This window comes from Microbacterium sp. MTN4-26 (assembly GCF_042846595.1).
Lineage (GTDB): Bacteria > Actinomycetota > Actinomycetes > Actinomycetales > Microbacteriaceae > Microbacterium > Microbacterium luteum.
The window spans coordinates 26,577-46,943 of record NZ_BTGO01000002.1; the positions used below are offsets into that span (position 1 = coordinate 26,577).

Consider the following 20,367-nt stretch of genomic DNA (forward strand, 5'->3'; position numbering starts at 1 on the left):
GGCATCGGCATCGACTAACGTGATCACATGACGACGGCGGCACGGCGAGGAATCCTCGCCATCGCCACCTTCGTGATCCTCCTGGCGGTCGGAGCGACCTTCGCCCTCGTTCTGCCCGAGGAAGAGCTGCGTCGGTGGGCGGGCGCCCTCGAACAGGCCTCCTTCGCTCCCGTCACCGACGCCGAACGCGCCGAGCGCGACACCGCGATGGCGTGGGTGGCGCGGGTGCTGCTGGTGCTGGCGGCCCTGTGGCTCGTCACCGGCATGCTCGCCGCGCGCACGCGTCTGGTGCGCCGGCCCGGTGCGGCCGCGGCGCGGTCGACGTGGCTGTCGTCGACGCGGCCGTGGCGGGCGCGCGAGTCGACGCTCGGCATGCTGCCGCTGGACCGGCGACTCACGTTCGGCGTTCCGGCCGCGCTGCTCGTGGGCACGAGCGTGGTGCAGGCCTCCTTCCTCGCCCTCACCGAACTCGTCATCACCTTGCTCGGTTGGGGCGTCGTCGCGATCGTGCTGCGGCTGCTGGCGGGCAGGCGGTCGCCGTGGCCGGTCTTCGCCGCTGCCGGAGGAGCGCTGGTGGGCCGGTGCACGATCATGCTCGGGGCGATGTCGGTCGCCGGTCCCGGGGGGTTCTGGGACACCGTCTGGGCCAACGCCGTGACGCGCACCGTTTACGTCGCGCTCGTGTTCGCCCTGTTCGTGTGGGTGTTCGTCGCCGCCGGGTGGGCGCTGGTGACCCAGCTGCGGCGACCGGCGCGGGCCGCCGCCGTGGGCTGAACGGCCGCGCTCAGGCGCGCACGATGGGCACGGCGCCGCGGGCGGCGTCCACGTCGACGATGTCCTTGCCCAGCGGCATGAGCGAGATCGGCACGAGCTTGAAGCTCGCGATGCCGAGCGGGATGCCGATGATGGTCAGGCACATCGCGACTCCCGTGACGATGTGGCCGATCGCGAGCCAGATTCCGGCGAAGATCACCCAGATGACGTTGCCGAGGAACGACCCCACGCCGGCTCCCGGCTTGTCGACGATCGTGCGGCCGAACGGCCACAGGGCGTACAGGCCGACACGGAAGGATGCGATCGCCCACGGGATCGTGATGATGGGGATGCACAGCAGCACACCGGCGAGCAGGTAGGCGAGGAACATCCAGAAGCCCGACAGCACGAGCCAGATGATGTTGAGGACCAGGCGCATGCCTCTCATCATGGCGCAGCCGGCCGGGAGTCCTCTGGGGGCGGAGCGGCCGGGCGCGCTCCTTGCCGCTCTAGAGTGAGGGCCATGACCAGCCAGAGTCCGGCGTCAGCCGGCGACCTCGTCGTGCGCATCGTCCGCAGTGCCGCGGACGACCTCGACCAGACCCGCGCCGGGATGCTCGAAGACGTGCCGGACGGCCTGCACCAGCACCGCACGCGCGTTCGCCGCCTGCGCAGCGTGCTCGCCGGGTTCCGCGACGTGCTCGACGAGCCCGCCGTCGAGCGGCTGCGCGTGCTCTACGCCGAGTGGGGTCGGCAGCTCGGTGTCGCGCGCGACCTCGAGGTCCTCGCCGACGCGGGGGAAGCCGAGCTCGCTTCACGCGGCATCGCGGACGGCGCCGCCTTCGAGCGTCTCGTCGACCGACCGCGCGCCGAGTACGCGCGTGCGCACGCGCGCCTCGGGGAACTGATCGACCTTCGGCGTGCGCGCGAGAGGGACCGGCTGCTGCGCGGATTCGTCCTCGAGCTCCGCGTCGACGACCCGCAGGCGCCCGCCGACGATCTCGTCTCGACGGTGCTGCGGCACGAAGCGCGACGCGTGCTCCGGGCCGCGAAGCTGCTCGACGGCACGAATGCGCCGCTCCACGCGCTGCGCAAGGCGGCGCGGCGTCTGCGCTATGTCTCCGAGGCGATCGCCTCCGCCGCGCCCGAGGTGCACCCGGAGCAGGTCGCGACGCTCGCGGACGCGGGCGACGCCATCCACGACCGCCTCGGCGGCCATCGCGACGCCGTCGCCTTCCTCGCCTTCGTCGAGCGCGAAGGCGTGCTCGCCGGGCGTGCGGGTGAACCCGCCGACGTCTACGGCGACATCGTGCGTACGGTGCGCGGCGGGACGGGAGAGAAGCCGCCGGGCGTGAAGAAGCCGCTGGCGCGGATCCGCGAGGCCCGTCTCGCCCTCGACTGAGGCAGTGTCGGCGGGTCGTTCTAGACTGGTGGGGCAATGACCGACGCCTTCGCGGCCGCCTCCGACGCGGCATCCGTCCCGCTCATCGTCGGCGCCGACGCCGGCCCCCGCTCCGGGGATTCCCGCGTCGACGCCGACCTCGTCGAGGGTCTCAACCCGCCCCAGCGCGACGCCGTGACCTACCGCGGCAAGGCGCTGCTGATCGTGGCCGGGGCCGGCTCCGGCAAGACGCGCGTGCTCACCCATCGCATCGCGAGCCTGCTCCGCACGCGCGATGCGTGGCCCAGCCAGATCCTGGCGATCACCTTCACCAACAAGGCCGCCGGCGAGATGCGCGAACGCGTGGAACAGCTCATCGGCGATCGCGCCCGCGGCATGTGGATCTCCACCTTCCACTCGGCCTGCGTGCGCATCCTGCGCCGCGAGGCCGAGCAGTTCGGTTTCACGCGGTCGTTCACCATCTACGACTCGGGCGACTCGCGCGCGCTCATCAAGCGCCTCGTGAAGGAGCACGAGGCGGATGCCTTCGGTCTCACCCCCGCCGCGGTGCAGTCGAAGATCTCCAAGCTCAAGAACGAGCTCGCCGACGCGGAGTCGTATGCGCGTCAGGCGAACATGAGCGACCCGGCCGAACGGGTGTTCGTCGAGGTGTTCGGCGACTATCAGCGCTCGCTGCAGCGGGCCAACGCCTTCGATTTCGACGACCTCATCGCGCAGACGGTCTACCTCTTCCGGGCTTTCCCGACGGTCGCAGACACCTATCGGCGTCGATTCCGCCACATCCTCGTGGACGAGTATCAGGACACCAACCACGCCCAGTACGCGCTCATCCACGAACTCACCCGTCCGCCGGGCGTCGACAGCGAACCTGTCGGCGGCGGCGCAGGCATGATGATCTGGGATGCCGAGCCGGACGAAGCAGACGCGGCGTCGCTGACGGTCGTGGGCGACTCCGATCAGTCGATCTACGCGTTCCGGGGCGCCGACATCCGCAACATCAGCGAATTCGAGCGCGACTTCCCCGGTGCCAAGGTCGTGCTGCTGGAGCAGAACTACCGGTCGACGCAGAACATCCTCTCGGCCGCGAACGCCGTCATCGGCAACAACTTCGACCGCAAGGACAAGAAGCTGTGGACCGACGTCGGCGCGGGGGAGCAGATCGTCGGCTTCGACGGCTACTCGCAGCACGACGAGGCGCAGTTCGTCGCCGATGAGATCGAGCGGCTCCACCGCGACGGCGTGGACTACTCCCAGATCGCGGTCTTCTACCGCACCAACAGTCAGTCACGCGCGCTGGAGGAGATCTTCATCCGCTCCGCGCTGCCCTACAAGATCATGGGCGGCACCAAGTTCTACGAGCGCGCCGAGATCAAGGACGCCCTGGCGTACCTCATCGCCGTCGCCAACCCCGCCGACGAGATGGCGGTGCGCCGCATCCTCAACAAGCCCCGCCGCGGCATCGGCGACGTCACCGAGACCGCGATCGCCCGGTACGCCGCCGACGAGCGCATCACGTTCCGCGACGCGCTGGCCAACGCCTCAGCACTGGGGGTCGGCCCGAAGATCCAGGCGGCCATCCTGCAGCTCGACGCGGTGATCGCGGAGGCGTCCGAACTCATGCTGCCGCCGTCGGGCGAGCTCGCCCCGCCGACCGCGGTCGCCGAGGGCCTGCAGCTGCTGCTGAACAAGAGCGGATACTCGGATGCGCTGCGCGCGAGCCGCGATCCGCAGGACGAAGCGCGGTTGGAGAACCTCGACGAGCTCGTCGCGGTCGCGCGCGAGTTCGCCCGCAACAACCCCGACGGCACGGTCATCGACTTCCTCGCCGAGGTCGCCCTCGTCGCCGACGCCGACGACCTCGACGACGCATCCGGCTCCGTCTCGCTCATGACGCTCCACACCGCGAAGGGTCTCGAGTACGACGCGGTCTTCGTCACCGGCGTCGAGGAAGACCTCATCCCGCACCGCATCTCGGCGGGCGAACCGGGCGGCCCGCAGGAGGAGCGGCGCCTGTTCTACGTCGGCATCACCCGTGCCCGCAAGCGCCTCCACCTGTCGCTCGCGATGACCCGCGCGCAGTTCGGCGAGGTGACGGTGGCGATGCCGAGCCGTTTCCTGCAGGAGATCCCGGCCGAGCTGCTGCACTGGCGCCAGTCGCCCGGCGACGTCAACTCGCGCGGGGGGACCCGCTCGCGTGCGCTCAACGCGCGGGGCGGATCGGCGCGAGGCGGCGGCGGCCGGTACGGCGACGATCTCGTGCCGCTCGGGCGCCGGGAGCCGAAACCCTCCCTCGACAAATTCACCAACCGCATCCCGGCGAAGGTGCGCGACAACGGCGACATGGTGCTCGCGCCCGGCGACCGCATCCGGCACGACGACTTCGGCGAAGGGCGCATCGACACCGTCACGGGGGAGGGCGCCAAACGTGTGGCGCACGTGCGCTTCGACACGGCCGGCCCGAAGAAGCTTCTCGTGAAGATCGCGCCGATCGAGAAGATCGGCTGAGGGTCGCCGCCGCCGGGGTGGCTCCGCGGCAGGGACGGGTTAGTCTCGAAGCGATGGCTTTCTTCTCCCGCCGCAAGCGCGAAGACTCCCAGCCCGAGCGTTCCCGTGAGGGAGCAGCCGAGCCCGCGGAGCCGACGGACGCCCCGACCACCGACACCGACGTCACGAGCGGTGCGCAGACGGATGACGCCGCCGCGGATGCGGCAGCGCAGGAGGCCGCAGCATCGGTCAACATCTCGATGTCGTCCTTCCGCGGACTCGGGGGCGGTCCCTCCGCTGCCGCGAGGCCGTCGACGCCGAGCGAGGACGCCGCGCCCGCGAACGCGAAGCCGGCCCCGTCGACCGCAGCGCCGTCCGGTCCGGTGCGGGCCGAATCGATCCCGGGCGTGCGGGACAACGTGCCCGTGCGCGAGGCCATCGCGAAGCTCGCCGACACCGCGCCCGCCGACGGCCTCCTCGAGGTCGCCCGCCAGCTGCTGCAGGGGCATCTGTTCCTGCGCGTGAAGGGCGACGCGCGCACGCTGCTGTCGGAGGGGAAGAGCCTGCCGCTGGCCGTCACCAAGATCGGCGAGAAGCAGTTCGTGCTCGCCTACAGCAGCGGGGCGGCGCTGCAGAAGAGTCTCGCGGCCGACAACGACGCGCAGACCTCGGCGGTCGGACAGCCCGTCACCGCCGTGCTGAAGTACGTTCTCGGCGGTGCGTACGCCGGCCTCATCATCGATCCGGCCTCCGCTCCGGCGCGCGCCGTGGTGCCACGCGAGCTGATCGAGAAGATGCTCGACCAGGCCGACGAGAAGCTCACCGTCAAGACGCTGCTGTCGACACCGCGTACGGATGCGACGCCGGAGGCGGTGGTCGCGGCGATCCCCGAAGCGCGCCTGTGGGTCGCCGTCGGCAAGGCGCCGGACGGCGAGAAGATGGGCATCGCGCAGGGCCGCGCCGACGACGGCACCCGCTACCTCGAGGTGTTCACGCATCCCCTCGAAGTGGCCGCGATGAAGCGCAGCGACCAGCCCGCTCCGGTGACGGCGGCGCAGCTGGCCGGAGCCCTCAAGGCCGATCCCGAGATCGGCGGCGTCGTCATCGACCCGGGCGGGCCGTGGATCCGCCTCACGCGCGATCAGCTCGCACCGGTGATCGCCCTCGCCTGAGACCCACCGCTCGAGAGGTGGTTTCGGCGACGCGGGGTGGGGCCTAGGGTCGTGGGTATGGCGTCCGAGCGCATCACGCTGACCGTCCCGGGACCGCACGGCGACCGCGAGGTCGGGCTCTCCAGCCCGAGCCGCGTGCTGTGGCCGGAGGCGGGGATCACCAAGCGGGAGCTCGCTGAGTACTTCATCGCCGTCGCCGACCCGTTCCTCGCCGCGAACGGCGATCGCCCGGTGTCGCTGGAGCGGTTCCCCGACGGCGTCGACGGGGAACGGTTCTACTCGAAGAATCCGCCCAAGGGCGCCCCCGACTTCGTCGAGACCGTGACGGTCACCTACAACAGCGGGCGCCGTCATCCGCAGCTCGTCCTCACCGAGCCCGCGGCCGTCGTGTGGGCGGCTCAGATGAACACCGTCGTCTTTCACCCGTGGGCCTCGCGCACGGCCGACACCGACCGTCCGGTCGAGCTGCGCATCGACCTCGACCCCCACGGCGCGACCGATTTCGACGACGCCGCGGCGGTCGCGCCCGAGCTGCGCGGGGTGCTGCGCGAGGCGGGGCTCCAGCCGTGGGTGAAGACCAGCGGCAACCGGGGTCTGCACGTGTTCTGCCCGATCGAGCCGACGCACGAGTTCCTGGATGTGCGCCACGCCGTCATCGCGCTCGCGCGCGAACTGGAACGTCGCCTGCCGGAGAAGGTCACCACGGCCTGGTGGAAGGAGGAGCGCGGCGATCGCGTGTTCGTGGACTTCAATCAGGCCAACCGCGACCGTACGATGGCCGGGGCCTACAGTCCCCGCGCGCTGCCGGCCGCAACCGTCTCCACCCCGCTCAGCTGGGACGAGCTCGAGGCGGGGGTCGACCCGTCCGCGTTCACCGTGCGCAGCACCCCGGAGCGCCTCGAACGGCACGGCGACCCGTGGGCGGACTTCGCCGCACGACCGGGCCGGATCGATACCCTCCTGGCCTGGTGGGAGCGCGACCTCGAGGCCGGGCTCGGCGAGCTGCCCTTTCCGCCGGACTTCCCGAAGATGCCGGGGGAGCCGTCGCGCGTACAGCCCAGCCGAGCGAAGAAGGACGGATGAGCCGTCCACGCGCATCCGCTCGTGAGGCGGAGCAAGCGCGCCTCTCCCCGGTGACGGACCGCCTGATCGCGCGCCTGCTCCGCACCCGCTGGCTCATGCGTCTGCCGATCCCGATGTTCCGCCGCGGGTTCGGATGGATGCTCGGACAACGATTCGTGATGATCGAGCACCTCGGTCGCACGAGCGGGCGGCCGCGCTACGTCGTCGTCGAGGTCGTCTCCCGCGAGCGCAACCTCCTGCGCGTCGCCTCCGGATTCGGCACCGCCTCACAGTGGTACCGCAACATCTCCGCGAACGGCGTCGCCTTCCTCTCCACCGGGACCGCGCGGCGGGTTCCCGCGCATGCACGCATCCTTGCACCCGCTGAATCCGCCGCGGTCCTCGCGCGCTACGCGCGGGAGCATCCCTCGGCATGGCGGCACCTCGAACGGGCGATGGACGACCTGGCCGGGGGTGAGGCGGCGATCCCGGTGATCGAATTCACGCCGCCTGAGCGGAAGGCCTGAGCCGCCCGACTCAGACCAGGACCGCGCCGAGATCGTAGGCGCTGACGGTGTCGAGCTGGTCGTAGGTGCACGACGCGGGCTCGCGGTCGGGGCGCCACCGTGCGAACTGCACCGTGTGGCGGAAACGGCGCCCCTCGAGCTGGTCGTAGCGCACCTCGAGCACCCGCCCCGGGCGAAGGCGCACGAAGCCGGCGTCACGACCACCCGAGAAGCGTGACTTCTCGGTCGCGCCGGTCACAGCGGCGCCGTCGTCGTCGCGCACCACGAGCGGCTCGAGCTCGTCGACCAGCTCGAGGCGTCGCTGGTTGCTGAACGCGGCCACGCCGCCGACGTTCCACAGCTCGCCCGCATCGTCGTACAGGCCCACCAGCAGGGAGCCGACGCCACGGCCGGACTTGTGGATGCGATAGCCGAACGTCACGACATCGGCCGTGCGCGCGTGCTTGATCTTGAACATCGCGCGCTTGTTCGGAGCGTAGGGCTGATCCAGGGGCTTTGCGACGACGCCGTCGAGGCCGGCGCCCTCGAACTCCGCGAGCCAGCGCTCGGCGACGGCGGCGTCGGCGGTCGTGCGGGTCACATGCACGGGATGAGGGACGCCGCCGAGCAGATCGACGAGTTCGGCGCGCCGGGTCGAGAAGGGCTCGCCCTGCAGGTCGCGATCGCCGCGGGCCAGCAGGTCGAAGGCGATCAGCATGGCCGGCGTCTGCTCCGAGAGCATCGTCACACGCGACGCCGCCGGGTGGATGCGCTGGCTCAGCGACTCCCAGTCGAGCCGCTGCGCACCGGGCTCTCCGCGCGGCACGACGATCTCGCCGTCGATGAGACACGGCTCGGGCAGGATGCGCGCGAAGGCCTCGACCAGCTCGGGGAAGTACCGGGTCAGTGGCTTCGCGCCGCGGCTGCCGATCTCGACGCTCTCGCCGTCGAAGGACACCAGCGCGCGGAAACCGTCCCACTTCGGTTCGAAGCTCAACCCGCCCGGCGTCTTCGCCGGATCGGGCACGGTCGGGACCGACTTCGCCAGCATCGGCTGCGGAATGTCGTAGGTCATGGGCTCATCCTCTCGCTCGCGCCGCCCTGCCGCATCCTCCGGAGCTGCGAAGGCGGCGCGCCCGATCGCGACCGGTCGGGAGGAAATCCCGCTTCGAGAGGACGAAAGGGCGGCCGCGCGTCCTCCGGAGGCGGGATCTCCTCGGGGAGCGCGCGGTGCTGCAGGGGCGGGTCAGGCCTCGACCGGATCCTTCGGGCGCGCCCAGCGCGCGGGGCGGTGCGGACCGTCCCACACCTGGATGACGCCCCACGCCGCCGCGGCGATCGGCACCGCGAGAACGGCGCCGACGATGCCGCCGAGCACCGTGCCGACGGTCAGGGCGACCAAGATGACGAAGGCGTGCAGCTTCATCGACCGGCCCATGAGGAACGGTTGCAGGAAGTTGCCCTCGAGCTGGTTGACGAGCACGACCACGCCGACGACGAACAGGGCGTTGACCCAGCCGTTGGCCACGAGTGCGACGAGGGCCGCGAGCGTGCCCGCCAGCGTCGCCCCGACGATGGGGATGAAGGCGAGCAGGAAGACGAGCACGGCGAGCGGGATCGCGAGCGGCACCTGCAGGATCAGCAGACCGATCAGGATGCCGATGGCGTCAACGAGCGCAACGGTCGCGGTGCCGCGCACGTAGGACCCGAGCACCGACACCGTCTTGTCGCCGATGCGGCGGGCGCGCACGTAGTCGTCGCCGCGGAACGGACGCAGGAGGAACTCCCACATCTGCGGGCCGTCCTTGAGGAAGAAGAAGAGGATGACCACGAGCAGCACGAACCCGGTGACGAAGTTCGCCACCGCGCTGACGCCCGCGAGAGCTCCCGAGCCGAACTGCGCGCTCGTGACGAAGTCGGTCGCCGTGGCGATCCATGAGTCGATGTCGTCCTGCGTCGGGGCGAACGGCAGCCCCTGCGCCCACTCGATGACCGAGGTGATGCCGCTCTGCGCCGAGGCGTAGAGCTCATCCCACTGGTCGCGCACCGCCCACACGATCAGCCAGCCGACACCCGAGAGGATGAGCACGATCGCCAGCAGCGCGAGCAGGGTGGCGACCACGGAGGGCACCCCGCGGGCGCGGAGCCACCCCATCACCGGTGAGAACGCGCACGCGATGATGAGCGCGAGCATCAGCGGGATGACGACGACCGTGAGCTGCCGCATGCCCCAGATCACGGCGGCGGCGACGATCACGACGACGATGATCTGGATGGCGCGGGTGGCCAGCATCCCGAATCCGTCGGTCCAGAGCCGCCAGGGAGCGCGCTTGGTCTGCTCCTCGGCGAGGGACGGATCGAGCTGAACGTGCTGTGGTTCGCGGCGGAAGAGGCCCATGGGGTCGAGGCTACCGAGACGAGCCCTTCCGAACTGCCCCCTTGCGCACCGATGCCCGGCTCGGCAAGGGCCTCAGGCGGGGTGCTCAGGCGAAAGCGCTCAGACCCGTGATGTCCCGACCGATGAGCAGCGCCTGCACGCTCTCGGTGCCCTCGTAGGTGTGGATGGCCTCGATGTCGGCGAGATGCTGCATGACGCCGTTCTCGAGCAGGATGCCGTTGCCGCCCAGGAGGTCGCGCGCCGTGGAAGCGATCCGTCGCGCGGCGCGCGTGTTGTGATACTTCGCGAGGGAGGCCTGCGTCGGGCGGAGACCGCCGGAGGTCTCGAGGTCGGCGAGATGGCGGCAGTACAGCTGCATCGCCGTCAGCTCCTCGAGCATCTGCGCCAGGCGCTCCTGCACCATCTGGAAGGTCGCGAGCGGCTTGCCGAACTGCATGCGCTGCTGGGAATACGACAGGGCCGCCTCATAGCAGGCGGTGGCGTGGCCGAGCGCTGACCAGGCGACGCCCGATCGCGTGGAGTACAGCACGACCGATGCGTCCTTGAACGAGCGCGAGCCCGGCAGCACCGCATCCCGCGGCACGCGCACGTCGTCGAGGGCGATGTGCGCCTGGTGGATGCCGCGCAGCGACACCTTGCCGGTGATGACGGTGCCGGTGTAACCCGGGGTGTCCTGTTCGACCAGGAAGCAGCGGACCGTGCCGTGGTCGTCGGCGCCCTCGTCGTCGACGCGGGCCCACACGAAGGTGATGCCGCCCGACGCGCCGTTTCCGATCCACTTCTTCGCTCCCCGCAGCACCCAGCCGTCGCCGTCACGGCGGGCGGCGGTCTCGAGCGAGACGGAGTCGGAGCCGTGGTCGGGTTCGGTCAGCGCGAACGCCCCGAGCACCTCTCCTCGGGCGAGGGGCTGCAGCCATCGGGCCTGCTGCTCGGGGCTGCCGAAGAGGGCGAGGGTGCGCAGGGCCAGCCCGCCCTGCACGGCCAGCACGGTGCCGAGTGAGCCGTCGCCGCGCGAGACCTCCATGTTGACCAGCCCGGCACCCAGGGGTGACAGGTGCGTCAGGTCGGGATGGTCGATCCCGTCGGTGAAGAGGTCGAGCTCGCCCATCCGGCCCACGACCTCGACGGGGTAGGAGGCGGTGTCCCACGCGTCGCGCATGAGGGGCGCGACCTCGTCGACGAGCTCCTTCGCGCGGTTCCAGGCGGCGCGGTCGGCGTCGTCGATGTCGGTGAAGACGGCGTAGTAGTCGGTGTCGAGCCGCGCGCCGAGGTCATACCGCGTCGTGCGTTCGCCCGGAAGGGAGGTGTCGTTCATGAGAATCCTTTCGCCCCATCGGAGTCTAGCGAAACCGAGTGTCATCGGAGGCGGCACTGAGTCTCAAGATAGGGTCACGGACCCAGCTTGCCGCGCAGCCGACGGGTCACCTCCGCGGCGGGCATCCGCCGCGGGAACACCGCCACGACCACGTCGCCGGTCTCCTCCGCGGTGTCGTCGGCGAGAACACCGTAACGGCGCCGCACCCCGTCGAGGGCGCGGACGAGCGTGGTCGCCGGCACGCGCTTCGGGCCGCGCAGCAGGCGGCGGAGCACGTGGTTGTGCACCGCGGTGACGGCGGCGGCGAAGCCCACCGCGTCGACCGGGTCGAGGCCCGGAAGCGCGCGTCGCAGGTACTCGTCGAAGAGGCGCTCGTACCGGAACACCGTGACGATCTCGCGATCGCGCAGCGCCGGCACGCCCCGCACGACGGCGTATCGGCGGCGGGCGAGGTCGGGGTCGGCGGCGAAGTGCCGGTACACCTCGAGCGAAGCCTCGCACACGGCCGCCCACGGATCGTCGTGACCCTTGTCGAGCCGGGCGCGGGCACGGTCGAGGAGGAGTTCGTGGTCGGCGAAGACGACGTCGTCCTTGCCCCCGAACTGACGGAAAAACGTGGAGCGCGACACCCCGGCCGCCCGGGCGATCTGCTCCACCGATGTGGCCTCGAACCCCTGCTCGGCGAAGAGGTCCAAGGCGGCGGCGATCACCGCCGTGCGGGTGTCGGTCATCGGTCGTCCTCGGGTGCCGGCATGCCCCGGAGCATACCCCGCCATCTCCGTGAGGATTTCCCGACGTTCGACCCAGCGCGGCGAATATTCCGCCAAGGGCACCTCAAGTCTTCGCATCGTCGCGGAACCTTCCCGGCGCCCGCGCTTAGCGTGGCCGACGGCGCGCGACGGGGATGTGTTCCGCCGCGCCGAGGGGAGAACACGCATGGGGAGAATCGACCGGCAGCCGTCGTCGCGGCGGGCGCAGTGGGGGTCCGAGCGCACCCGCACACCGCTGGACACGGTGCATCGCACGCCGAGCGAGATGAAGATCATCTGGGGGCGTGTGGCGATCATCGTCACGATCGCGGCCTGGGTCGGATATCTCGTCTTCACGGTCGTGCCCCGCATCCTCTCCGGCGAGGGGGTCCTCGCGACGCTCGAGGCGATCCTCTACGGTCTCGTCGTCACGTTCCTCAGCTTCTCCGCGCTGATGTACCTCGTGGCACGCTCGGGCGCGTTCGGCCGGTTCCGCGACCACGCGCGTATTCCCCGGGGAGAACTCGATCGTCACTTCGCCCATCGCGCGGGCTCGGGGATGACCGTTCTGGTGCCGTCCTACGCCGAGGAGACCAGCGTCATCCGCAAGACGATGTGGTCGGCGGCGCTGCAGGAGTATCCCGATCTGCGGGTCGTGCTGCTGCTGGATGATCCGCCGACGCCCGCGGACCCGGCCGTCCGCGCACGGCTCGAGGAGACCCGGGGGATCGCGGCCGAGATCGCGACGGCGCTGGAGATGCCGCGAGCGCGCTTCGCCGAGAATCTGTTCGCCCTCGAACACCGGTGGATCCTCGGGAACACGCCCGATCCCGTCGTCGACGCCGAAGCGCTCGAGCACCTCGTGGCCGACTACGACCTCGCCTCCCAGTGGCTCCGCGACATGGCCGGCACCTGGCCGCACGAAGACCACGTCGACACCTTCTTCATCGATCAGGTGCTCCGCGAACTCGCCTCCGACCTCGACCTCACCGCGCAGGCGCTCTCGCTCGCGGCGGCCGACGGCGACACGCCCACCGTGGAGCACGTGCGCGACATGCGACGCCGCCTTGTGCGGATCTTCACCGCCGAGCTGACGACCTTCGAGCGCAAGCAGTACGCGTCTTTGTCGCACGAGCCGAACAAGGCGATGAACCTCAACTCCTACATCGGCCTGATGGGAGGTCGGTATCGCGAGGAGCACGGCCCCGGCGGAACGCTCCTGCGCCCGGTCGCCGGCTCCACCTCGGCCGACCTCATCGTGCCGAACGCCGACTACCTCCTCACGCTCGACGCCGACTCGCTGCTGCTGCGGGACTACTGCATCCGTCTGGTCTACTTCCTCGAGCAGCCGGGCAACGAGCGGGTCGCGGTCACGCAGACGCCGTACTCGTCCTTCCGAGGCGCTCCCACGCGCATCGAACGGCTCGCGGGCGCCTCGACCGACATCCAGCACATCCTGCACCAGGGCATGACCGCGCACGGCGCGACGTTCTGGGTGGGGGCCAACGCCGTCATCCGCATGGAGGCGCTGGACGACATCCTCGAGATCGACACCGTCGACGGATTCGAGGTCAGGCGATACGTGCAGGACCGCACCGTGATCGAAGACACCGAGTCGAGTATCGACATCGCCGACCGCGGCTGGACGCTGGCGAACTACCCCGAGCGGCTGAGCTACAGCGCCACGCCGCCGGACTTCGGATCGCTGGTCGTGCAGCGCCGGCGGTGGGCGAACGGCGGGCTCCTGATCCTGCCGAAGTTCTGGCGATTCGCCCGTTCCCGCCACCGCTCCGGGCGATCGGTCTCCCTCGCCGAGTGGATGCTGCGCACCAACTACATGGCCTCGCTCGCGTGGGCGAGCTTCGGGCTCATCCTCATGCTCACCCTTCCCTTCGACAGCCGTCTGCTGAGCCCGCTGGTGGTCTTCGCGGCGCTGCCGTACTTCCTGGCACAGGCGAGCGATCTGAAGTACTGCGGATACCGCCGCATCGACATCTTCCGCATCTACGGCTTCAACCTGATCCTGCTGCCGGTGAACCTCGCCGGCGTGCTGAAGTCGATCGAGCAGGCGCTGACCGGCCGCAAGATCCCCTTCGCCCGCACACCCAAGGTGAAGGACCGCACCGCCACGCAGCTGCTCTACGTCGCAGCGCCGTGGGCGATCATCGCCTTCTCGGTGTACACCACGTGGTGGAACGCGCAGTCGGAGAACTGGGGCACGGCGGCGTTCGCGGCGTTCAACGCCGTGACGGCGCTGTGGGCGACGCTGGAGAACATCGGCCTGCGCGCGTCGGTGGCCGACACCTGGCTCGGGCTCACCGACTGGATGTGGGTCGACACGCGTCCGAAGGCATCGGCCGCGGCGTCGGAGGCCGCCGAGGTCGACTGGCGGGAGGTGCTGTACCGGGGCTACCCGGCTTCGGGCGAGTCGCATCGCGCCGTGGCGCCGGTGCGGGATGCGCTGCCGGCCGCACCGCCGCCGGCGGAAGCGGAGCCGGCGACCTCGGATGAGCAGACGCCGGAGGTCGTGCGATGAGCCCGCTGCGCGGTCGGGCGTCCGGGCCCCACGCCGGAAAGCGGCTGTCGCTGTGGCGCCTGCTGCTCGGCGTCGGCGCCGTGTCGGTCGTCGCCGTGGGCGGCGTGTTCGGCGTGCGCTGGGTCGCGGCGCAGGCCGTGGTGCAGTCGTTCGACGACCCGTGGTTCGCGGCCTATGTCGATGTGACCCTCACGCCCACCTACGACTTCGGGGACCCCGCCGACGAGAGCGAGGCGAGCGTCGTGCTGGCGTTCCTGACCGCCCCCACCGGCGGCCAAGCCTGCGAACCGAGCTGGGGAGGTGCCTACTCGCTGAGCGAGGCGGCGCGCGACCTCGACCTCGACCGCCGGATCGCCCGGCTCCGCGACGCCGGCGGCGACGTGGTCCTCTCCTTCGGCGGTGCCGCGGGCGTGGAACTGGCGACGGCGTGCGACACCGCTGACCAGACCCGCGCCGCGTACGCGGCCGCGATCGACCGCTACGACGTGGAGGTCATCGACCTCGACATCGAGAACGACGACCTCGCCGATGCCGCTGCCGCGGAGCGGCGCGCCGAGGCGGTCGCGCAGCTGCAGGAGACGCGAGACCTGCAGGTATGGCTGACGCTTCCGGTGTCGCCCACCGGCCTCACGGCGGACGGCATCGACCAGGTGCGTCAGTTCCTGGCCGCCGGCGTCGACCTGGCGGGGGTGAACGCCATGACCATGGACTACGGCGTCGACCTCGACGGCCGGTCCATGGCCGCCGTCAACGACTCCGCACTCGAGGGACTTCACGCGCAGCTGGATGCGCTCTACGCGGAGGCCGACGACGCCCAGGCCGATGCGGTGCTGTGGGCCAAGATCGGCACGACGCCGATGATCGGGCAGAACGACATCCCCGCTGAGGTATTCACCCTCGCCGACGCCGAAGCGGTGAACGCGTCGGCCCATGCGCAGGGACTCGGCCGGGTCTCGATGTGGTCGCTCAACCGCGATCGATCGTGCAGCGACAACTACGCGGTGACCTCCGTGGTCTCCAATCTGTGCAGCGGCGTCGATCAGGGCGATCTCACCTTCGCCGGTGTGCTCGACGCCGGCTTCTCGGCGCCGGCCGCACGCGCGACCACGACCGCGAGCCCGTCGCCGACGGCTTCGCCGGAGCCGACGACACCGGTCGACGATCCCGCGACCAGCCCCTATCCGATCTGGGGCGAGAACACGCGCTATCTCGCCGGGACGAAGACGGTGTGGCACGGGAACGTCTACGAGGCGAAGTGGTGGACGCAGGGCGACCAGCCGGACGACCCGCTGACGGTCGCCGCGGACAGCCCGTGGACCCTCATCGGGCCGGTGCTGCCCGGAGAGAAGCCCTACGAGATCCCGACGGTCCCGGAGGGCACCTACGACGAGTGGGACGGCGCCGCCGACTACGAGGCCGGCGATCGGGTCGAGTTCGAAGGGCTGCCGTTCGAGGCGAAGTGGTGGACCAGTGGTGACAGCCCCGCCGCGATCGGCGACGACCCGGACGGCTCGCCGTGGCGCGCGCTCACCGCAGCGGAGGTGGCCGAGGTCGCAGCCGGCGCCGACGACTGAGGACCCGGCCGATCCGGCCGGGTCGCCGGGGCGCTGTCAACCCGGTTGTCGCAGGCAGTCGCGCAGCGTTGCATGAGGGCATGACGTCGTTGTGGACCCGCACCGCAGACCCTGTCCAGTCGCAGCCGTGGGACGGCCGGCGCCCCGACGTCGTGATCGTCGGCGCGGGGATCACCGGTCTGTCGACGGCGCTGCTGCTGGCGCGGGCCGGTCGCGACGTGGCGGTGGTCGACGCCGGCGAGGTGGCACATCTGGCCTCGGGATCGAACACCGGAAAGCTGTCCCTCCTGCAGGGGTCCGTCCTGTCGACACTCCGCGCGCATCATCCCGCATCGCTCGTGCGCGCATACGTCGACGCGAACCGCGACGGCGCACAGTGGCTCACGGCGTTCGCGACAGAGGCCGGCGTCCCGTTCACACGCCGCACCGCGTACTCCTACGCGCAGTCCGCCGCGGGAGGGGAAACGGTGGCGGCCGAGATGGAGACCGCGCGAGAGGCCGGGCTGCCGGTGCGTCGTGTGCCGCCCGATCCGACGCTGCCCTTTCCGGTCGTCGATGCCGTCGCGCTCGACGATCAGGTCGCGATCGACCCCTACGCGGTCACGGCCGCCCTCGCCCGGGCGGCGGTGGAAGCCGGCGCGACGCTCCACACCGGCATCCGCGTCACCGGGCTGCGCGTGGTGCCGCATCCCGTGCTCGAGACGAGCGCGGGTTTCATCTCGGCGCGCGATGTGGTGCTGGCCACCGGGGCGCCTCTGACAGATCGCGGCCTCTACTTCGCGAAGACCCGTGGCCTGCGTTCCTACGCCGTCGCGTTCGACGTCGACGGCGAGGTGCCCGACGGGCTCTACCTGTCGGTGGATGCGCCCACCCGCTCCCTCCGGTCGGTCACGTCGTCCGACGGCCCCGACGGCGGAGCACGCCTCGTGGTCGGGGGAAACGGGCACCCGGTGGGGCGCTCGTCGTCGCCGCGCGCGTGCGTGACGGATCTCATCGCATGGACGCGCGAGCACATCCCCGGGGCGGAACCCGTCGCGTCGTGGTCGGCGCAGGACTACGAGTCGCACGACCTCATCCCGTTCGTCGGCGTCATGCCGCGCACGCTCGGCCGGGTTCGTTTCGCGACCGGATTCGGCAAGTGGGGACTGTCCAACGGCCCCGCCGCGGCGCTGCGCATCGCCGCCGAGGTCACCCGCACGCCCCGACGGGAGCGGCCCGCGTGGATGAACCTCATCTCCCGCCGGTTCACCGTGCCCGCCGATCTCGGCCGGGGCGGGATCGAGAACCTGCGGGTGGGCTGGGAGGCGGCATCCGGATGGGTGGGCGCCCAGCGCCGCGCGGTGCCCGTCGCACGCCCCGCCGAGGGCGACGGCGTCGTCGTCAATCGCGCGGGTCACCCCGTCGGCGTTTCGACCGTGCAGGGCGTCACCCGCGCCGTGAACGCCGTCTGCCCCCACCTGGGCGGAGTGCTCGCGTGGAACGACGCCGAGGGCTCGTGGGACTGTCCGCTCCACGCATCCCGATTCACCGCCGCCGGTCTGCGCATCGAAGGACCGGCCGTCTGCGACCTGCAGCGGCTGCCCCGTGTGCCGGGAGAGGTCGCCGCAGGATAGTAGGCTGGGGGACCGGTCGATATCTCGACGTCAAGCGAATCCTCGGCGCCGAGAAGGTTCACCACATCACCCACCCATCGCAACAGCGAAGGAACGCACTGTGGATCTGTACGAGTACCAGGCACGCGATCTGTTCGAGAAGTACGAGGTGCCGGTGCTCCCGGGCATCGTCGCCGACACGCCGGAGGAGGTGCGCGCGGCGGCCGAGAAGCTCGGCGGTGTCGTGGTCGTCAAGGCCCAGGTCAAGACCGGAGGCCGCGGCAAGGCCGGCGGTGTGAAGGTCGCCAAGACCCCCGACGAGGCCTACGAGGCCGCGCAGGCCATCCTCGGCCTCGACATCAAGGGGCACGTGGTCCAGCGCGTCATGGTCGCCGCCGGTGCCCGCATCGCCGAGGAGTACTACTTCTCTGTGCTGCTCGACCGCTCCAACCGCTCCTACCTGAGCCTGTGCTCGGTCGAGGGCGGCATGGAGATCGAGCAGCTCGCCGTCGAGAAGCCCGAAGCCCTCGCCCGTGTCGAGGTCGACCCGCTGGGAGGCATCGACAAGGCCAAGGCCGTCGAGATCGCGAAAGCCGCCAACTTCCCCGACGACCTCGTCGAGGCCGTCTCAGACGTGTTCGTGAAGCTGTACGACGTCTACACCGGCGAGGGCGCGACCCTCGTCGAGGTCAACCCGCTGGTGCGCACCGAGGAGGGCGAGATCATCGCCCTGGACGGCAAGGTCTCGCTCGACGAGAACGCCAGCGAGGTGCGTCACCCCGAGCACGAGGAGCTCGAGGACAAGGGCGCGGCCGACCCGCTCGAGGCCAAGGCCAAGGAGTCCGGCCTCAACTACGTCAAGCTCGACGGCGAGGTCGGCATCATCGGCAACGGCGCGGGCCTGGTCATGTCGACCCTCGACGTCGTCGCCTACGCCGGCGAGGGCCACGGCGGCGTGAAGCCGGCGAACTTCCTCGACATCGGCGGCGGCGCCTCCGCCACCGTCATGGCCGCAGGACTGGATGTCATCCTCGGCGACGAGCAGGTCAAGAGCGTCTTCGTCAATGTGTTCGGCGGCATCACGTCGTGCGTCGCCGTGGCCGAGGGCATCGTCAAGGCCCTCGAGATCCTGGGCGACGCCGCGACCAAGCCGCTGGTCGTGCGCCTCGACGGGAACCAGGTCGAGGAAGGCCGCGCCATCCTCGCCGCCGCGAACAACCCCCTCGTCACGCTCGCCGCGGGCATGGACGAGGGCGCCGACAAGGCCGCCGAGCTGGCCGCCGCCTGAACCGCATCCGGATAAGGACCAGAAAATGTCGATCTACCTCAACCAGGATTCCAAGGTCATCGTCCAGGGCATCACCGGCGGCGAAGGCACCAAGCACACCGCGCTGATGCTGGAGGCCGGCACGAACGTCGTCGGCGGCGTCAACGCCCGCAAGGCCGGGACGACCGTCTCCCACACCGACAAGGACGGCAACGCCGTCGAGCTCCCCGTCTTCGGCTCGGTCGCCGAAGCGATGGAGAAGACCGGCGCCGACGTGTCGATCGCCTTCGTGCCGCCCGCGTTCACGAAGGACGCCATGATCGAGGCCATCGACGCCGAGATCGGGCTGCTCGTCGTCATCACCGAGGGCGTGCCGGTCGGCGACACCGCCGAGGCGTGGGCCTACGCCAAGAGCAAGGGCAACACCACTCGCATCATCGGGCCGAACTGCCCGGGCATCATCACCCCCGGTGAGTCGCTCGTCGGCATCACCCCGGCCAACATCACCGGCAAGGGTCCGATCGGGCTCGTGTCGAAGTCGGGCACGCTGACCTACCAGATGATGTTCGAGCTGCGCGACCTGGGCTTCTCGACCGCCATCGGCATCGGCGGCGACCCCGTCATCGGCACGACGCACATCGACGCGCTCGAGGCGTTCGAGGCCGACCCCGAGACCAAGGCGATCGTCATGATCGGCGAGATCGGGGGCGACGCCGAGGAGCGCGCAGCCGACTTCATCAAGGCGAACGTCACCAAGCCCGTCGTGGGCTACGTCGCCGGCTTCACCGCGCCCGAGGGCAAGACCATGGGCCACGCCGGCGCGATCGTGTCGGGCTCGGCCGGAACCGCACAGGCGAAGAAGGAGGCCCTCGAGGCCGCCGGCGTCAAGGTCGGCAAGACCCCGTCCGAGACCGCCGCACTGATGCGAGAGATCATCGAGGGTCTGTGATCTGACCCTTCTCTCGCCGAACCACCCCTCTGCACGCGAGCCGGCCCTTTCGGGACGGTGGGCAGAGGGGTGGTTCGCGTCGAGAGGGGCGGTTCGGTGACGGGGATCGGCTGCGCCCGCGCGCGGCGGCGTAGGCTGGCGGCATGCCGTTGAGTGGTGAGTACATCCCGTCCACGTCCGAATGGGCACGCAACCAGGCCGAGCAGTTCGAGGCCTCCGGTGGCACCGAGGCGAACACGCTGCGGGGGGTGCCGATCATCGTGCTGACGACCGTCGGGGCCACCAGCGGCGGATTGCGCAAGACGGCGCTGATGCGGGTCGAGCACGACGGCCGCTACGCCGTCGTCGCCTCGAAGGGCGGCGCGCCCGATGAGCCTCGCTGGGCCGCGAACATGCGTGCTCACGCCCATGTGGAGCTGCAGGACGGCGCCGACAAGCGGGACTACGACGCCCGCGAGCTCTCCGGCGAGGAGCGCGAGCTCTGGTGGAAGCGCGCCGCGGAGGTCTGGCCCGACTACGACGCCTACCAGGCGAAGACCGATCGGCAGATCGCGGTCTTCGTCCTCGAGCCCCGCGAGGCGTGAGGCAGCGGGTCCGGTTCTCACCGG

General features: G+C 70.7%; 17 protein-coding genes. 12 read left to right on the forward strand and 5 right to left on the reverse strand.

Annotation, left to right across the window (positions count from 1 at the left end):
* Window positions 1-27: 27 nt before the first annotated feature.
* A complete protein-coding gene (locus tag ACGG9C_RS01710) occupies window positions 28-774 on the forward strand; it encodes a hypothetical protein (protein ID WP_390178143.1) in 747 nt (248 codons plus the stop codon).
* Between the two features lie 10 nt (window positions 775-784).
* Here the strand turns inward: ACGG9C_RS01710 and ACGG9C_RS01715 are convergent, their stop codons facing one another.
* Window positions 785-1,192: a YccF domain-containing protein gene (locus ACGG9C_RS01715; RefSeq protein ID WP_071044594.1), complete on the reverse strand. Its 408-nt coding sequence runs from the start codon at window positions 1,190-1,192 to the stop codon at window positions 785-787.
* An 84-nt stretch (window positions 1,193-1,276) separates the two neighbouring features.
* Between ACGG9C_RS01715 and ACGG9C_RS01720 the strand changes: the two genes are divergently transcribed.
* From ACGG9C_RS01720 to ACGG9C_RS01740, 5 genes are read left to right on the forward strand one after another with little or no spacing between them, the layout of a single operon-like run.
* On the forward strand, window positions 1,277-2,155 hold the full coding sequence (locus ACGG9C_RS01720) for a CHAD domain-containing protein (protein ID WP_194383632.1): 879 nt from the start codon (window positions 1,277-1,279) through the stop codon (window positions 2,153-2,155).
* 36 nt (window positions 2,156-2,191) lie between these two features.
* Entirely contained in the window at window positions 2,192-4,660 is a 2,469-nt protein-coding gene (locus ACGG9C_RS01725) for an ATP-dependent helicase (protein WP_390178144.1), read from the forward strand.
* 53 nt (window positions 4,661-4,713) lie between these two features.
* Entirely contained in the window at window positions 4,714-5,811 is a 1,098-nt protein-coding gene (locus ACGG9C_RS01730) for an SseB family protein (protein ID WP_194383630.1), read from the forward strand.
* Between the two features lie 57 nt (window positions 5,812-5,868).
* A complete protein-coding gene (gene ligD, locus ACGG9C_RS01735) occupies window positions 5,869-6,894 on the forward strand; it encodes a non-homologous end-joining DNA ligase (protein ID WP_390178145.1) in 1,026 nt (341 codons plus the stop codon).
* The gene (locus ACGG9C_RS01740) at window positions 6,891-7,400 is read left to right on the forward strand and encodes a nitroreductase family deazaflavin-dependent oxidoreductase (RefSeq protein WP_390178146.1); all 510 of its coding nucleotides are present in this window, start codon (window positions 6,891-6,893) and stop codon (window positions 7,398-7,400) included. The genes ligD and ACGG9C_RS01740 overlap by 4 nt, the downstream gene beginning before the upstream one ends.
* 10 nt (window positions 7,401-7,410) lie before the next feature.
* Here ACGG9C_RS01740 and ACGG9C_RS01745 read toward each other — a convergent pair whose 3' ends face one another.
* From ACGG9C_RS01745 to ACGG9C_RS01760, 4 genes are all read right to left on the reverse strand, one after another.
* The gene (locus ACGG9C_RS01745; RefSeq protein ID WP_390178147.1) at window positions 7,411-8,454 is read right to left on the reverse strand and encodes an ATP-dependent DNA ligase; all 1,044 of its coding nucleotides are present in this window, start codon (window positions 8,452-8,454) and stop codon (window positions 7,411-7,413) included.
* Between the two features lie 171 nt (window positions 8,455-8,625).
* The gene (locus ACGG9C_RS01750; protein WP_194383627.1) at window positions 8,626-9,777 is read right to left on the reverse strand and encodes an AI-2E family transporter; all 1,152 of its coding nucleotides are present in this window, start codon (window positions 9,775-9,777) and stop codon (window positions 8,626-8,628) included.
* 85 nt (window positions 9,778-9,862) lie between these two features.
* Window positions 9,863-11,092: an acyl-CoA dehydrogenase family protein gene (locus ACGG9C_RS01755; protein WP_390178148.1), complete on the reverse strand. Its 1,230-nt coding sequence runs from the start codon at window positions 11,090-11,092 to the stop codon at window positions 9,863-9,865.
* Between the two features lie 74 nt (window positions 11,093-11,166).
* Window positions 11,167-11,823, reverse strand: coding sequence for a TetR/AcrR family transcriptional regulator (locus ACGG9C_RS01760; RefSeq protein WP_194383625.1), 657 nt, complete (start codon window positions 11,821-11,823; stop codon window positions 11,167-11,169).
* Window positions 11,824-12,028: 205 nt separating this feature from the next.
* Between ACGG9C_RS01760 and ACGG9C_RS01765 the strand changes: the two genes are divergently transcribed.
* The 6 genes from ACGG9C_RS01765 to ACGG9C_RS01790 all read left to right on the forward strand — a co-directional run bounded on the left by ACGG9C_RS01765 (window position 12,029) and on the right by ACGG9C_RS01790 (window position 20,343).
* Window positions 12,029-14,377 (forward strand): glycosyltransferase family 2 protein, encoded by a 2,349-nt coding sequence (locus ACGG9C_RS01765; protein ID WP_390178149.1) that lies wholly within the window; start codon window positions 12,029-12,031, stop codon window positions 14,375-14,377.
* Window positions 14,374-15,951, forward strand: a complete 1,578-nt coding sequence (locus ACGG9C_RS01770; RefSeq protein WP_194383623.1) for a chitinase — start codon at window positions 14,374-14,376, stop codon at window positions 15,949-15,951. The genes ACGG9C_RS01765 and ACGG9C_RS01770 overlap by 4 nt, the downstream gene beginning before the upstream one ends.
* An 80-nt stretch (window positions 15,952-16,031) precedes the next feature.
* Complete coding sequence (locus ACGG9C_RS01775; RefSeq protein WP_194383622.1) at window positions 16,032-17,564, forward strand: FAD-dependent oxidoreductase; 1,533 nt, start codon at window positions 16,032-16,034, stop codon at window positions 17,562-17,564.
* Window positions 17,565-17,664: 100 nt separating this feature from the next.
* Window positions 17,665-18,831 (forward strand): ADP-forming succinate--CoA ligase subunit beta, encoded by a 1,167-nt coding sequence (sucC, locus tag ACGG9C_RS01780; protein WP_194383621.1) that lies wholly within the window; start codon window positions 17,665-17,667, stop codon window positions 18,829-18,831.
* 25 nt (window positions 18,832-18,856) lie between these two features.
* Window positions 18,857-19,759 carry a succinate--CoA ligase subunit alpha gene (sucD, locus tag ACGG9C_RS01785; protein WP_194383620.1) on the forward strand — a complete coding sequence of 301 codons (903 nt, stop codon included), beginning with the start codon at window positions 18,857-18,859 and terminating at the stop codon, window positions 19,757-19,759.
* A 143-nt stretch (window positions 19,760-19,902) separates the two neighbouring features.
* Window positions 19,903-20,343 (forward strand): nitroreductase family deazaflavin-dependent oxidoreductase, encoded by a 441-nt coding sequence (locus ACGG9C_RS01790; protein ID WP_194383619.1) that lies wholly within the window; start codon window positions 19,903-19,905, stop codon window positions 20,341-20,343.
* Window positions 20,344-20,367: the final 24 nt, after the last annotated feature.